The sequence below is a fragment of the Bradyrhizobium sp. USDA 3262 genome (assembly GCF_054060035.1).
Genome location: NZ_JBSSCT010000001.1, coordinates 2708541 through 2720716 on the forward strand (window position 1 = coordinate 2708541; position 12176 = coordinate 2720716).

16 protein-coding genes and 1 pseudogene are annotated in these 12176 nt (G+C 59.3%); 8 read left to right on the forward strand and 9 right to left on the reverse strand.

Annotated features, from left to right (window positions below):
* The 3 genes from ACVWYP_RS12640 to ACVWYP_RS12650 are packed head-to-tail and all read right to left on the reverse strand — an operon-like array spanning window position 1 to window position 2044.
* Window positions 1–1137 (reverse strand): hypothetical protein, encoded by a 1137-nt coding sequence (locus ACVWYP_RS12640; RefSeq protein ID WP_304498868.1) that lies wholly within the window; start codon window positions 1135–1137, stop codon window positions 1–3.
* The gene (locus ACVWYP_RS12645) at window positions 1134–1481 is read right to left on the reverse strand and encodes a hypothetical protein (protein ID WP_304498869.1); all 348 of its coding nucleotides are present in this window, start codon (window positions 1479–1481) and stop codon (window positions 1134–1136) included. The genes ACVWYP_RS12640 and ACVWYP_RS12645 overlap by 4 nt, the downstream gene beginning before the upstream one ends.
* Window positions 1481–2044: a hypothetical protein gene (locus ACVWYP_RS12650; protein WP_304498870.1), complete on the reverse strand. Its 564-nt coding sequence runs from the start codon at window positions 2042–2044 to the stop codon at window positions 1481–1483. Before ACVWYP_RS12650 ends, ACVWYP_RS12645 begins: the two co-directional genes overlap by 1 nt.
* Before the next feature lie 268 nt (window positions 2045–2312).
* Here ACVWYP_RS12650 and ACVWYP_RS12655 point away from each other — a divergent pair, with 268 nt between their 5' ends.
* From ACVWYP_RS12655 to ACVWYP_RS12665, 3 genes are all read left to right on the forward strand, one after another.
* Complete coding sequence (locus tag ACVWYP_RS12655) at window positions 2313–2876, forward strand: Fic family protein (RefSeq protein ID WP_369525557.1); 564 nt, start codon at window positions 2313–2315, stop codon at window positions 2874–2876.
* A complete protein-coding gene (locus ACVWYP_RS12660) occupies window positions 2858–3517 on the forward strand; it encodes a Fic family protein (RefSeq protein WP_369525558.1) in 660 nt (219 codons plus the stop codon). The genes ACVWYP_RS12655 and ACVWYP_RS12660 overlap by 19 nt, the downstream gene beginning before the upstream one ends.
* 109 nt (window positions 3518–3626) lie before the next feature.
* On the forward strand, window positions 3627–4019 hold the full coding sequence (locus tag ACVWYP_RS12665; RefSeq protein WP_304498871.1) for a hypothetical protein: 393 nt from the start codon (window positions 3627–3629) through the stop codon (window positions 4017–4019).
* A 251-nt stretch (window positions 4020–4270) separates the two neighbouring features.
* Here ACVWYP_RS12665 and ACVWYP_RS12670 read toward each other — a convergent pair whose 3' ends face one another.
* The 3 genes from ACVWYP_RS12670 to ACVWYP_RS12680 are packed head-to-tail and all read right to left on the reverse strand — an operon-like array spanning window position 4271 to window position 5891.
* Window positions 4271–4996, reverse strand: a complete 726-nt coding sequence (locus ACVWYP_RS12670) for an SOS response-associated peptidase (protein ID WP_304498872.1) — start codon at window positions 4994–4996, stop codon at window positions 4271–4273.
* 3 nt (window positions 4997–4999) lie between these two features.
* Entirely contained in the window at window positions 5000–5449 is a 450-nt protein-coding gene (locus ACVWYP_RS12675; protein WP_304498873.1) for a hypothetical protein, read from the reverse strand.
* Window positions 5450–5495: 46 nt separating this feature from the next.
* Window positions 5496–5891, reverse strand: a complete 396-nt coding sequence (locus ACVWYP_RS12680) for a hypothetical protein (protein ID WP_304498874.1) — start codon at window positions 5889–5891, stop codon at window positions 5496–5498.
* Window positions 5892–6037: 146 nt separating this feature from the next.
* Between ACVWYP_RS12680 and ku the strand changes: the two genes are divergently transcribed.
* The 4 genes from ku to ACVWYP_RS12700 all read left to right on the forward strand — a co-directional run bounded on the left by ku (window position 6038) and on the right by ACVWYP_RS12700 (window position 9217).
* The gene (gene ku / locus ACVWYP_RS12685) at window positions 6038–6970 is read left to right on the forward strand and encodes a non-homologous end joining protein Ku (RefSeq protein WP_304498875.1); all 933 of its coding nucleotides are present in this window, start codon (window positions 6038–6040) and stop codon (window positions 6968–6970) included.
* Window positions 6971–7422: 452 nt separating this feature from the next.
* Entirely contained in the window at window positions 7423–7623 is a 201-nt protein-coding gene (locus ACVWYP_RS12690; protein ID WP_304498876.1) for a hypothetical protein, read from the forward strand.
* 15 nt (window positions 7624–7638) lie between these two features.
* The gene (locus tag ACVWYP_RS12695) at window positions 7639–8055 is read left to right on the forward strand and encodes a hypothetical protein (protein WP_304498877.1); all 417 of its coding nucleotides are present in this window, start codon (window positions 7639–7641) and stop codon (window positions 8053–8055) included.
* A 337-nt stretch (window positions 8056–8392) separates the two neighbouring features.
* Window positions 8393–9217 carry a ribonuclease HII gene (locus tag ACVWYP_RS12700; protein WP_304498878.1) on the forward strand — a complete coding sequence of 275 codons (825 nt, stop codon included), beginning with the start codon at window positions 8393–8395 and terminating at the stop codon, window positions 9215–9217.
* A 30-nt stretch (window positions 9218–9247) separates the two neighbouring features.
* Here the strand turns inward: ACVWYP_RS12700 and ligD (ACVWYP_RS12705) are convergent, their stop codons facing one another.
* On the reverse strand, window positions 9248–10195 hold the full coding sequence (gene ligD / locus ACVWYP_RS12705; protein ID WP_304498879.1) for a non-homologous end-joining DNA ligase: 948 nt from the start codon (window positions 10193–10195) through the stop codon (window positions 9248–9250).
* A gap of 140 nt (window positions 10196–10335) precedes the next feature.
* On the opposite strand from ligD (ACVWYP_RS12705), the gene ACVWYP_RS12710 reads away from it, so the two are divergent.
* The gene (locus ACVWYP_RS12710) at window positions 10336–10953 is read left to right on the forward strand and encodes a cell envelope biogenesis protein TolA (protein WP_304498880.1); all 618 of its coding nucleotides are present in this window, start codon (window positions 10336–10338) and stop codon (window positions 10951–10953) included.
* Window positions 10954–11001: 48 nt separating this feature from the next.
* Here the strand turns inward: ACVWYP_RS12710 and ACVWYP_RS12715 are convergent, their stop codons facing one another.
* Entirely contained in the window at window positions 11002–11169 is a 168-nt protein-coding gene (locus ACVWYP_RS12715; RefSeq protein WP_304498881.1) for a hypothetical protein, read from the reverse strand.
* A pseudogene (gene ligD / locus ACVWYP_RS12720) lies at window positions 11169–12088 on the reverse strand (non-homologous end-joining DNA ligase). The gene ACVWYP_RS12715 and the pseudogene ligD (ACVWYP_RS12720) overlap by 1 nt, the downstream one beginning before the upstream one ends.
* Window positions 12089–12176: the final 88 nt, after the last annotated feature.

A 12176-nucleotide genomic window follows, 5' to 3' on the forward strand; every position in this document is an offset into this window, starting at 1 on the left:
TCACCCAGGCAATTCAGACTGTTCAGCGTAGTGCACCGAGCGCAGGAGGGAGAAGCGCTCTTGCAGATTGTGAGCGAAGAGAGCGTCAAGGGGTTCTCCGGGCTCCGTTCGGCTCAACATCCACTTCAGGCGGTCGTTGCCAACGCGTTCAGCGCGCTGGCGCTTCAGCGTTTTCATATAGGCGCTGCCTTCGAGATAGATGACCTTGCGGAAGTGGCGTCGCAGAAAGGGTATCACTTCCGGGTCGCCGCGCACGGCGATATCGAGATCGCGGCCCGCGGCAGCGGCAAGACCTGCTAACTGGTTGAGATGCCAGTTCCTGCGAGCGCGGCGTCCCGGACCGGTCGTGAATTCGTATGACAAAATCTCAATCTCGGTGCGCACGGCTAGTTCGGCAGCCCAGCGCTCGAAATCACGCTCAGTTCGACCGTTCGGGTGAAGCGCGCAAGGAATTCCCCCTTGTGCAAATTCTGCGAACACGATGAGAATTCTCTTCATTGCATGAAGATCGTCGGTACGCGGTTGGTCGAGCACGACGCTGAAGTTAGGTGTCGTCACCAAATCGATGCCGATCAGGCGCATTTGCTCGATGATGCCCTTGCGGGCGTCGCCGAGTCTCCACCACGGCTCAATGCGATGGTCTTGGTTCACGCCGCTCAGGACAAGCTGAGCATCCTCCGGAATCCGATAAGCCGCGCAGAGCGATGCGCGATCGTAAAACTTCAGCTTCTGCGTTCGAAAATTGACGATGTCCGGAAGCCGCAAAGCAAAGGCATCGCCAGCGAGATTATTGACGCGCCCGCTGCTGTGATAGACCAACGGCACGATGTCGCTTTGCATCTTATGGCTGACGGTTGGCGCATGGGGGGCAGTGTCGAGGTCAAATCCGCCGATTTCGCGCATTTGATCGACAAAGCGGGCACTCGGAGCCTTCCTGCAGACGCGAGTGCATGCTTCGGGCGCATTGCAGCACATGTCGAGGCAATCGAAGATCGGAGCCTTGACACAAAGGCCGCCGCATTGCGCGATGTGCGGGCAGGACGAGCAGCCAAGAGCTACAGGATATGCCTTCGGGTCGTGGGTTAGCGCATTGATGACGGTTTCGTCGGAGCGTGCGTCGAAGTGAAGCGAGATCATTTAATCTTCACCTCGACGGTACGTGAAATTCGGTTGATACGGACGATCTCGCCGACGGCAGTACCGGCGCCGCTGCTTACAGCTTGCAGGATGTCGGGCGGCGCGGTCGTAGAATACAAGTGCACCGAATTGCCGCGGCATCCGACAAGCTTGCCTTTATCCGCTTGCAGGATGAAGTCGTCGCCAACCCGAGCCGGAATGCCGTCAGCCATAACGGCAATGCAGGAGCGGGGCTGATCTTGCGGTATGCGCGTAAAGAGGTCAGGCGTGGCAAGCGCTACGCGCTGGCGGTCGATGTATTTGTCGTGCGAGCGGCGACGCTTCTTAAGTTCTTCGGCTCCCATTAACTGGCCTCCGTGAACAAAGGTTGATAAAACTTCGCGCGGCCCTGCGTAAACTCAAGAAGAAGGCCAGCGGCGGCTAGCGACGCAAGGCGATTATTCCAGGCGGTGGGAGCCGAGACACCGTCAATCTCACCAAACAATTTATTCAATTCGCCAGCCGTCGTACGGCCACGGCTGGTAACGCGTTCAAAGGTAGATGCCTGCTTAGGGTCAAGTTGGCCGATGACCTGCTGATTTTCCACCTTTCCGTCAGCGGAAATGTCGGCAACCAACAGGTTTTCGTTTCTCGCTTCCGCGATAACCGCAAGCTCTTCGAGAACTGCGCGCTTCGCATTCGCAGCGACTGGATACAATTTCGAGTTCGAGGTGCGCAGGTAGGCTTTCAGGTTAAAGATGGCCTCGCGCAAATAGCTGGCCGTAGCGACGGTGATGCGTCCGAAATCGATCACGAGCGGCGTCGGTTCGACCGGCTCCATCTGGATGATCTTCCCAAGCATTGCGTTGAAGCTGACCTTTCCATCGGATGCTCCAGAGAGCACGTCGAGGCCGGTCAGCTCGTTCATGTCGATATATGGATATCTCATCTATCTCACCTCTAAGACATGAGATATATGATTTAAGCCTCGCTCGTCAAGGACAAGACAAGGGGCTGGCGAGAAAAATCTTATAAACTACTTATTTTTCAATATTTTCTTGGTAAATCTTTTTAAGTGGCGCAGCTCGCGAAAATGGATGCGGAGAATAGCGCCGCGAATCTCCGCATTGTTTGCGGAGAATAAAATTGACTTATGCGGAGAATAGACCTCATAATCTCCGCAAGGAGTGCGGAGATTGGCGACCTACATACACCAACTGCGAGACTGGCCCGGCTTTAGATGGGATTCCGATGCCCTCGCTAAGCAACTTGCAGCCGTACATCTTCGGCAAGGGCAACTCATTGGCCGAATGCAGGGATTAGGCTTTCCGCAGCAAGAAGAAGCCGTTCTGACTACCCTGACCGAGGAAGTTCTCAAATCCAGTGAAATCGAGGGGGAGAAGCTAGACAAGAGCGCTGTCCGCTCCTCGCTGGCCCGCCGTCTCGGCATGGATGCCGGTGCGTTGCCGTCTGCCGACCGCAACGTCGAAGGCGTCGTCGAGATGATGCTCGACGCGACTCAGAACTTTAAACAGCCCCTAACAGCCGAGAGGCTCTACGGCTGGCACGCTTCGCTCTTCCCAACCGGGCGCAGCAACATGAAAAAAATTATCGTCGGCGCGTGGCGCGATGCGTCGGCTGGCCCCATGCAGGTCGTGTCCGGTGATTTTGGTCGTGAGCACGTTCACTACGAAGCGCCGACGGCTGAAAAGCTCGATGCCGAGATGAAAGCTTTTCTTGATTGGTACAAGAAAAAATAGACCCCATCATCAAAGCAGCGATAGCTCATCTTTGGTTTGTAACCATCCACCCCTTCGAGGATGGCAACGGACGTATTGCGCGCGCTGTCGCTGATATGTCGCTAGCAAGGTCGGAGAATAGCCCTCAGCGCTTTTACAGCATGTCCGCGCAAATCCGCGTCGAACGCAAGAATTATTACGACATGCTGGAAAGCACCCAGAAGGGTGACCTCGACATCACGCCGTGGCTTGAATGGTTTTTGGGATGCCTTGATAGAGCGTTCGCCGGGGCTGAAACGATACTCGCCGCAGTTCTTGTTAAGGCGGACTTTTGGAAGAAGATCGCCAACGTCAAAACTAACGAGCGGCAGCGAGATATCTCGCCGCAAAGCTCGGAATGTCACTCGATCAGCTCAAGCAGCAGATGGAGACCGGATCTGCCACGCTGGTGGAAATGCGCCCCGATACGGTGCATCACAATCTTGCCCTTGGTGGCGAAGAAGCCCTACGCTCGGTTGCGAAAGCGTGTTTGGTTTTGCTCTCCACCAAAGTCGGGACATCGCAGCTCAGGACGGAAGTCTTCGAGGCTGCGCGGAATTTTTGTTTTCAATGGTTCAGAGGACTTCTACAAAACGCGTGTAGCCCTCGACCCCATTCTTTAATCTCATTCACGTTCGAAGTGACAAGGATGGACGCGTTATAGGTCATTTCACGCTCTACAATGTCGTCGGCTGGCAAATCGTCCTAGCTGAACGCGGTGGGCCCGAGAATGTGAAGATTGCGCTCGCATCTAATCCGCTCAATCCGGCGAACTGGAGCGGGAGCCTTGCGGACAGCCTCGCTGTTCCGTTTGGCTGGCTCGACACCGTCGATGACACAGACAGATTTACCCGCGCAAGGGAGCGTTCTAACAAGATGCTCGCGCGGCATGTGGATGTGTCACGCGAGGCCGAGATAGGGCGTATCGTGAATAGCGCCTGTGCACGTTACGGTGTGATAGGTGACGATACGCCAATACCCGCCGAACACCTGGACGCAATTTCCCGCGAAGTTTCCGCGCGGTTTGGCGCTCACACGATGAAGCTGCCATACGAGGACAAGCTTTCTCCGGAGAGGTTACGAGCGCTGCTTGGGATGGCAAAACGAGATGAATCCAGCGGCTAGCGACGTCCGGTGTCTTCCAGTCGTGCAGGAAGGAAACGCTTTGATAAGTGAGCAGGCGGTATTATCCTTGTCTGCAAGGGTTCGGCGATTCGTTCGCCGGGCGCTTAGCTGTTTTTAGCACAGAATTTAGCACACAAATATCTTTATTGACATTTATTGAGGTAAATTCAGTCACTTATGTGATCGGCCTCCCGTCTCATAACCTGAGCCTCTGACCGGGGAAGCCTCAGGGTCATCATTGTCCTCGACAATCACGTCGCTGGCCGAGCTGTATCTTCCTTGAGGCCGCGGGCGACGATCTGGAGCGTTCCGTCGGCAAGCGGCCGCTGTAGTTTCAGCGCCTCGTCTCGTGGAGCTGTCATCCAGGTCTCGACCTCATCCGGCGTCGTCACGATCACCGGCATGGCCTTCGGGTGGATGGTGCCGACCTCGGCGTTTGGCTCTGTGGTAAGGAACGCGTAAAGGTCGTTGGTCGTCTCGCCTTCCTTGACCTTCCGGACCGACGTCCAGTTGGTCCAGATGCCGGCGAAGCAGGCCAGGGGACGAGTCTCATCGAGTGCGAACCAGATATCGCCGCCCTCGGCCTTGTTGAACTCACTGAAGGAATTGAACGGCACTATGCAGCGATTTTCGGTCCCCAGCCATCGCGTCCAGTGCTTGCTCGTCACATTGCGGATGTTGGTTGTGCCGCTGTCCGGCTCCATCCGCAGCAGTTCCTTGAAATCCACTGCCTTGCCTTTGGCCTGCAGCTTTTCCGCTCGCTTCTTCGTGGCATCCATTAGCGCTTTTGACGACGATGGCATTCCCCACCGCGCCGTAGCAAGTTCTCGGCCCTCAGGCCCGTTGCGCACGATCGGTGCCTGGTAGTCCGGAAAAACTCCCGGCATCGGCGCCAGATTACCAACGTAGCGATTCACGACGCGAAACAGCGCGCTGATCGCGGCTTGGTTGGTCGTGATCGAATAAAGGTTACACATCGGTCAGGATTCGGTTCGAGGGTGGCGCGGCTGCCACGTCAACTCTAGCAGAGTCGCGGATGGACGCCGGCCAGCCTTGGCGCATTTGCGGCAGCGCAGCCGGCTGGCGAGATCGTGCACGAAGGTGGTCGGCGGGTGCTTCATCGCCGCGAGGTCCACGTCGCTCGGCGTCTTGCAGCGCGCACACTGGATCTCCAGCCAGGGGAAGCCTCCGTTCACGGCCTGATCGATGGTCGGTGACGGATCGATCGGTTCGCCGTCACTCCACATCCGCTCGTTCCAGCTTTCGCAAAGCAACTTATCGGCTTGCTGGATCATCGCCTCACCTTTGGCCCGCATCTCCGCCGATTGGGTAGCCAGGATGTTGGCCATCGCGCGTGCCTTGCCGAGCTCTTTTGCCAGAGCCTTGCGATCGCCGCCTGACAGGGGCGCAGGGTGATACTTCAGGGCCATCCGGACATCCAGGCGCAAAGAGATCGGATCGGCAAATCCTGAGCGACTACGGTGTCTCGAACGCGGGCCAGCACCCGTCTTCTTCATGCCTGCCGGTGCGCTGCTGGCAGGTGTTGTCGAGCAACCGCTGCGCCACGTCCTTCCAGACGGCGTTGGCGCCATACAAGCGGACGGCATCGGCGGTCTGGATTTCCACGGTTCGCTCGCAGCGGCGGCAGGAGACGCGGAGCACGTGGCGCTGAATTTCGGAAAGACGTCGCTGCCGCGTTTCGGCCCCTGTCGTCCCGGCGCGAGGGTCTTTGAGGACTGATTCCCAGTATTCGGCCGGAAGCTGCGAATCCGGAGCCGGAGTCGAAGGGCCCGGCCTACGGGCGGCTTCGGCAGCCAGCATTTCCATTTGCATCGGGGTCGGCATGCGCCAGCTCGCGGGTCGGTCGGTCATGCCCGAATTAGAACATAACAAGAACGAATGTCGAGTCCGACGAGGGCAGCTGCTGAGAAGAATCCTCCTATGGGACGGGCCGCGATGTCGGAACCAAGCCGGTTGGTTCGTCTTGAATCCGGCATCAGTAATGGAGTTCCCCCGCGATGGCCCCTCGCGCCAACTGGAAAGGCTTTCTGCGTCTTTCCCTCGTCACCTGTCCGGTCGCGCTCTATCCGGCTACCTCGGAATCCGAAAAGGTCTCGTTCAACCAGCTGAACCGAAAGACCGGCCATCGGATCAAGTACGCCAAGCTGGACGCCGACACCGGCGAGGAGGTCGACAACGAGGATATCGTCAAGGGCTACAAGGTCGATACCGACACCTTCATCGAGGTGACCAAGGAGGAGCTTGAGAACGTCGCGCTGGAATCGACGCGAACCATCGAAATCGACGAGTTCGTCGACCGCAGCGAAATCGATCCGCGATATCTCATTCGCCCCTACTACCTGCGTCCCGACGGTAAAGTCGGGCACGATGCCTTCGCCGTCATTCGGGAAACCATCCGCGAGATGAACAAGGTCGCAATCGGCCGCGTGGTGCTGACCAATCGCGAGCACATCATCGCGCTCGAGCCGCTCGATAAGGGACTGATGGGCACGCTGCTGCGATATCCTTACGAAGTCCGTTCCGCGGATGAGTATTTCGACGATATCCAGGATGTCAAAGTTACCAAGGACATGCTTGATCTCGCCAAGCACATCGTCAATCAGAAGGCGGGCCATTTCGAGCCGGACAAGTTCGAAGACCAGTACGAAACAGCCCTCATCGATCTCATCAATCAGAAGCGCGCCGGCAAACCCATCACCGCGAAAGCGCGTCCTCGCGGTGAGAACGTCGTGGACCTGATGGACGCGCTGCGCAAGAGCATCGGACGAGAGGTGACGGGCCCGACAGAGGCGCCGAAGAAACCAGGCAAGAAGCCGCGCAAGGCGGCGGCCGGGCAGAAGGAAATGCTGATGCCGATTGCAGGCAAGAAGCCGGCGAAGGAGACCGCGGCGAAGAAGCCGGCGGCCAGGCCGCAGCGGAAGTCGGCTTAGGAGTCCTGAAGCATCCGGTGATGCCGAAGGCCACCACTTCGCCGTCCGCGGCAGCCCCGGCGAATGGCGATTCCCATCTCGACGACGTTATACGAGTCATCTCGCAGCCGCCTAATGGCGGCCCGGTCGCTGCGCAACGCCAGAACGGCGGCGGACCGCGAGGCCGAAGCAACCGCGCGTAGAGCCGTCGACCTCGCGATTTGAAATAGCGGCTTGTGCGCTTTGCGCGCCGCTTGGAAATTTATCAATTTGCGTGATTTTCCCTTGGGAGTGTTTGGTAGCATCGCCTTCAGCCCAATCAGTTCGATTTTGCAGGCCTCGACCTGCAGAGGCAATCCATCGGCTCGGTACGCAATCATGGGTGCAGCGCACCACCGGCAAGCTTAACATTTTTGAATCCTCAAGCGTGCGAAACCGCGCTAGGATTAGATTTTCCCTCAGGGGGGCAGCTTATGTTGGACACGGCAACCACCGCGCTTTTGCGCGCGGTTCTCGATGAAGTCTGTGAAGGCGTTTCGCACCCCGAGATCGGGGCACGTACTCACGTCGCGTCGAAAATCCTAGAGGCTGCGACGCAAGGCGAGATTTCTCCCGAAGGTCTCAAACAGATTGGTCGCGACGCCCTCTCGCATGCGCCGACGATGTCGCGCTGATCGCGGGGGGCCGGCGTGAACTTCCAGGTCACCGTCCTGAAGATTTTGGTAGCTTATCCGGACGGCTTTGCAGTGATGGAGGACCTCAAGAGGGATATGGCCATCCTGGCAACGAGTGGCCGCGACTGGGCGGACCGGACCAGGCGCCTCGCGGCGAGAGTGCCCGACCTCGACATCTTCTCACAAGGATTGGTCGAAAGGATAAGCGGAGGATGGAAGATCACGTCCAAAGGACGGGCGTTGCTCGAATTGATGGAAGCGCGGCCAACGGCCTTGGAAAGGGCCGAGGCGCCTCCAGTTCTGGAGACGAGTGAGACTTCGTCGGCGCCTGTTCCTCCGCTGCGGCAGCCCGCCGAACGTGCCAAGCGACGGCGCGAAAGACGTGAACGTCGGCGCGAGGCGCGCGAACGGGCAAGAGCAAACGCCTCTTGAGGTCGCGCCTGAGGGAAGAAAAATCCGCCAAATGGAAGCAGCGTTTGATAATCCCGGACTGTCGATTTGCCTCCTCAGCCCCAAGCGTAGCGTCGTTACCTTGTTTGCGGCCATGCCGGTCCCGATCTACTCGGGACGATGACTGAGTGCGGCTCCTTCTACCGAGCCGGCGAGCGACAATATAGCGAGGAAATGGAGGCCGAACCCGCGCGGGAGAGCTGGCCGGGTTCCTTTTGAGAGGGCGTTGCGCGGTCGGTGAGGCTGGATAGCTACTTCAGACAATCGCCATAAAGTTCACTGACATGCTCCCCCACAGTCAATCTTCACGAAGGCCGTAATGTCCCAGTACTCACTCGATGTATTGCGTCAGCGCTATGTCGTCGAGAAAAGACCGCTCGAGGCCAGCGTCGAGCAGATCTTGCGGGCCGACACTCGCGCCGGAGCGCGTGCCATTCTGGCTTCAATCGATAAACGCCGCTTCGAAAATAGGTCCGAAGGGCAGCGTCTCCGCAAGATGTTCCGCTTCGAGGCCTCTCTCTGGGAGAATGGCCACTTTGCCGTGGCAGGTGTGGACGAGGCCGGAATGAGCCCTCTCGCCGGGCCGGTCTCCGCCGGTGCCGTGATCCTGAAACCAGGCACCCGAATCGTTGGCATCGATGACTCGAAAAAACTCGATGCCGCGGCTCGCGAAGAACTCGCGAAGGAAATCAAGGAAAAGGCGGAGTGTTGGTCTGTGGCGTTCGTCGAGGTCGAGGAGATCGACGCGATCAACATCTATTGGGCGGGCATTCAGGCCATGCAGCGTGCGGTCCGGGGGCTAGGCTTGACGCCGCAGCACTTGCTGATCGATGCGAAGCGGTTGAAGGAAATCGATATTCCTCAGCAGGCCATCATCAAAGGCGACGCCAAGTCCGCCAGCATCGCGGCCGCCTCCATCCTCGCGAAAGTCGAGCGCGACGCCGTCATGCGGACGCTCGACGTGCGACACCCCGGCTATGGCTTCGCAGATCACAAGGGCTACCCGGTGCCGGCTCATTATGAAGCGCTCGCCGGGCTCGGTGCATGCGCAGCTCACCGGCGGTCGTTTGGACCCGTACGCAAGGCTCTCGGGTTACCGCCCCTGCCGCCGTGGCCTTCGGCATCGGAGCGCGACGCCGGTTGACTTCGTGTCGTACGGCTCATCTCGACGGCCTTATTTTCGCGACCAGCTCTTTTCGCGTACGACGTCCTTCGCGTTTTTGTCGGACCGCAGCCCGAGATAGACCGGCTGGCGCAGCTCGCCGTTGCTGGTCCACTCCGCGAACTTCACTTCTGCGACCAACGCAGGACGCACCCAGGTCGTGACCTGCTCATCCTTCACCTTGGCAGGGAACGGTGACTCGGCGGTTTTGAGCTTCATGAGCTTGCCGTGAAGCTCTTCGAGAACTTGGTGGCTGAAGCCGGTGCCAACGTGGCCTATGTACCGCCATGCATCCCCTTCGCGTACCGCGAGGACGAGAGCGCCGAAGAAAGGCCGGGTTCGCCTCGGCGCCGTGAAGCCGGCGATCACGACCTCTTGCCGCTGCGCGGTCTTCACCTTCAGCCAGTCGGCGGTCCGGCGTCCGGACGCGTACGGGCTATCGGCGCGCTTGGCCATGATGCCTTCGAGATGTCTCCGCTCGGCTTGTGCGAAGAACTTCGTTCCCCTGCCTTTGCGGTGGCTGCTGAACGCGACGAGCTTGTGGCGCGGAAGGATGGCCTTGAGCCGCTTCTTGCGCTCGAGGAGCGGCAGCGCACGCAGGTCCTCACCGTCCGCGAACATGAGGTCGAAGGCGCAATACAGGAGCTTCGCCTCATGGCGCAGCGCGTTTTGAAGCAACTGGAAATGCGAGACGCCGTCCTTTCCGATTGCGACGAGCTCCCCGTCGATCACGGCATCGCCCTTCACGCCCTCCAGCGCTTTGGCGACCTCGATATAGCTGCGGCTGATGATCTTGCCATTTCGGCTGTAGAGCGCAACCTTGCCTCGCCGGATTTCCGCGATCATCCGGAAGCCGTCATACTTGTCCTCGAAAACCCAGCCGGGATCGTCGAACGGCGCGTCGGTGAGCGTAGCGAGCATCGGCTGCAGGCGCTTGGGCAGGGTCGACGTCCGGCTCATTCGAGGCCAATCCTTAAGAGCACGTTGCGAAATCCATGGACGTCCTTCAAGGATTAGGGAACGCTTCGGGCCCGCGTCGTGTTCCGCAGGCTCCGTGGCATGCAACGTTGACGCTCGATTAAGGAGGGCGGATCAGACCGATGGCGAGAAAACTGAAAACCTTGCAGACTTCGCTGGGCTTCTTCGATCTGGCGATCGCCGCTCCTTCCATGAAAGCGGCCCTCGAAGCCTGGGGCGCCAACAGCAATCTGTTCCACCAAGGCGCGGCGAAGGAAAGCGACGATCCGGACGTCATCGCTGCGGCCATGAAGAAGCCGGGTGTCGTTCTCAGGCGCCCGGTCGGATCCAACCGATCCTTCAGCGAGCAATCCGAACTGCCCTCCAATCTCGGCGGGGACAGAAGATCGACGACCGCGCCGCGCAAATCGAAAGGTCCTGTGGCGAAGAAGCCTTCCTCGCGTCCCGTCGACAAGACGGCGGAGCGAAAGGCCGCGCTTGCCTACGAACGGGAGGAGAGGCGCCGGGAAAATGAGCGGGCGAGGGAAGAGGCCGCCAGGCAGCAAGAGCGTGAGCGCCGTCAGCAGGCGGTCGACAAGGCGCAGGCTGCGCTCAACAAGGCGGAGCAGGAACACGCGAAGCGGGCCGCCGCCATCCAGGTCGAGGTTGAGGCTCTCGCGAAGAGATCGCAAACGGAAGACGATCGCTGGAATAAGGAGATGGAGCGATTGGAAGCTGCGCTGCAGCGTGCGCGGAGTTAGTTTCTGCTCGGCGGCACCGAGTGAAGGCAAAGGGTTGCCGTCAAGCGATCATCGTTCGGGGTCTGGTGCGCGCGCTGCGGCTCGGTTCACCGTGGTGCGGTCCCCTCGGTCCTCGGGAGCGAGCTCCATGACCGCTTGATGCAGCTCGGCCGGAATCGTCAGCGGACTTTCGGGGGGCTTGTTCGTCCACTGCCAGAAGCGATCGAACGCATCCATCACAGGTCCTCCCGCAGGCCCCGGAAGAAGGGGTGGCGAACCTTTCCCTCGGCCGACTTCGCGCGATACTCGATCTCGGCCAGAAGCCTGGGTTCGACCCAGATGCCCTTGTGACCGATGCGCTTGGTATATGGTTGGGTCTTTCGAATGAGGGGTTTAAGCCGTTTCTGCAGATCGGCGGCCGAGATCTTGTCGAAGCCGTGGTCGACTTTGCCGGCGTAGACCAGATCGTCGCCCTTGCGACGGCCGACGTAGATGCCGTCCCACTTGCCTTCATCGAGGGCATAGCCGGCGATGGTCAGCGTCTCACGCTGGACGCAGGTCTTCTTGACCCAGTCATTCGTGCGCCCGTTCGGATAGGCGCTGCCGCGGACCTTCGAGACGACGCCTTCGAGGCCGAGCTTGCAGGCGTGCGCGAACATCTCGCGGCCATCTATCTCGAAGCTTTCGCTGAACTGGATGTCGGTACCGCCTAAGATCTTCTTGAGTTCGGCCTTGCGCTGAAGGAGCGGTAGCTTCCGGATATCTCGGCCGTTCAGATAGAGCAGATCGAACGCGACGAGCACGATGCTCTTCGACTTGCCCTTGAGCTCGTTCTGCAGAACCGAGAAGTCGGTCGTGCCGTCGGCGGCCGGTACCACGATCTCGCCGTCCACCACCGCCGAGTTCGCCTTGATCCACCAGGCATCATGAGCGATCTTCTTGAAGCGATGCGTCCAATCGTGGCCGCGCCGGGTGAAGATCTTCGCCGTCTCGTTAGCCAGTTGGACCTGAACACGGTAGCCGTCGAACTTGATTTCGTGAATCCAGCGCTCTCCGGATGGCACCTTCTCGGTCGAGGTGGCCAGGGCCGGTTCGATAAAGCCGGGGAAGGCGCCTTGACGCCGATAGCCGCCGGTTTTTGACGCTGAAACGCCACTGAAGAACTCCACGCTACAGCCGATTCAAATTGGCACAGTTCGAATCGTTCCGGAACCGCGGAATCCTTGTTGCGTTGCCTCGACGCC

Coding starts and splice junctions, on each gene's coding strand:
- ACVWYP_RS12640 (WP_304498868.1), bottom strand. CDS start 1,137: ATGATCTCGCTTCACTTCGACGCACGCTCCGACGAAACCGTCATCAAT.
- ACVWYP_RS12645 (WP_304498869.1), bottom strand. CDS start 1,481: ATGGGAGCCGAAGAACTTAAGAAGCGTCGCCGCTCGCACGACAAATAC.
- ACVWYP_RS12650 (WP_304498870.1), bottom strand. CDS start 2,044: ATGAACGAGCTGACCGGCCTCGACGTGCTCTCTGGAGCATCCGATGGA.
- ACVWYP_RS12670 (WP_304498872.1), bottom strand. CDS start 4,996: ATGTGTAACCTTTATTCGATCACGACCAACCAAGCCGCGATCAGCGCG.
- ACVWYP_RS12675 (WP_304498873.1), bottom strand. CDS start 5,449: ATGGCCCTGAAGTATCACCCTGCGCCCCTGTCAGGCGGCGATCGCAAG.
- ACVWYP_RS12680 (WP_304498874.1), bottom strand. CDS start 5,891: ATGACCGACCGACCCGCGAGCTGGCGCATGCCGACCCCGATGCAAATG.
- ku (WP_304498875.1), top strand. CDS start 6,038: ATGGCCCCTCGCGCCAACTGGAAAGGCTTTCTGCGTCTTTCCCTCGTC.
- ACVWYP_RS12690 (WP_304498876.1), top strand. CDS start 7,423: ATGTTGGACACGGCAACCACCGCGCTTTTGCGCGCGGTTCTCGATGAA.
- ACVWYP_RS12700 (WP_304498878.1), top strand. CDS start 8,393: ATGTCCCAGTACTCACTCGATGTATTGCGTCAGCGCTATGTCGTCGAG.
- ligD (WP_304498879.1), bottom strand. CDS start 10,195: ATGAGCCGGACGTCGACCCTGCCCAAGCGCCTGCAGCCGATGCTCGCT.
- ACVWYP_RS12710 (WP_304498880.1), top strand. CDS start 10,336: ATGGCGAGAAAACTGAAAACCTTGCAGACTTCGCTGGGCTTCTTCGAT.
- ACVWYP_RS12715 (WP_304498881.1), bottom strand. CDS start 11,169: ATGGATGCGTTCGATCGCTTCTGGCAGTGGACGAACAAGCCCCCCGAA.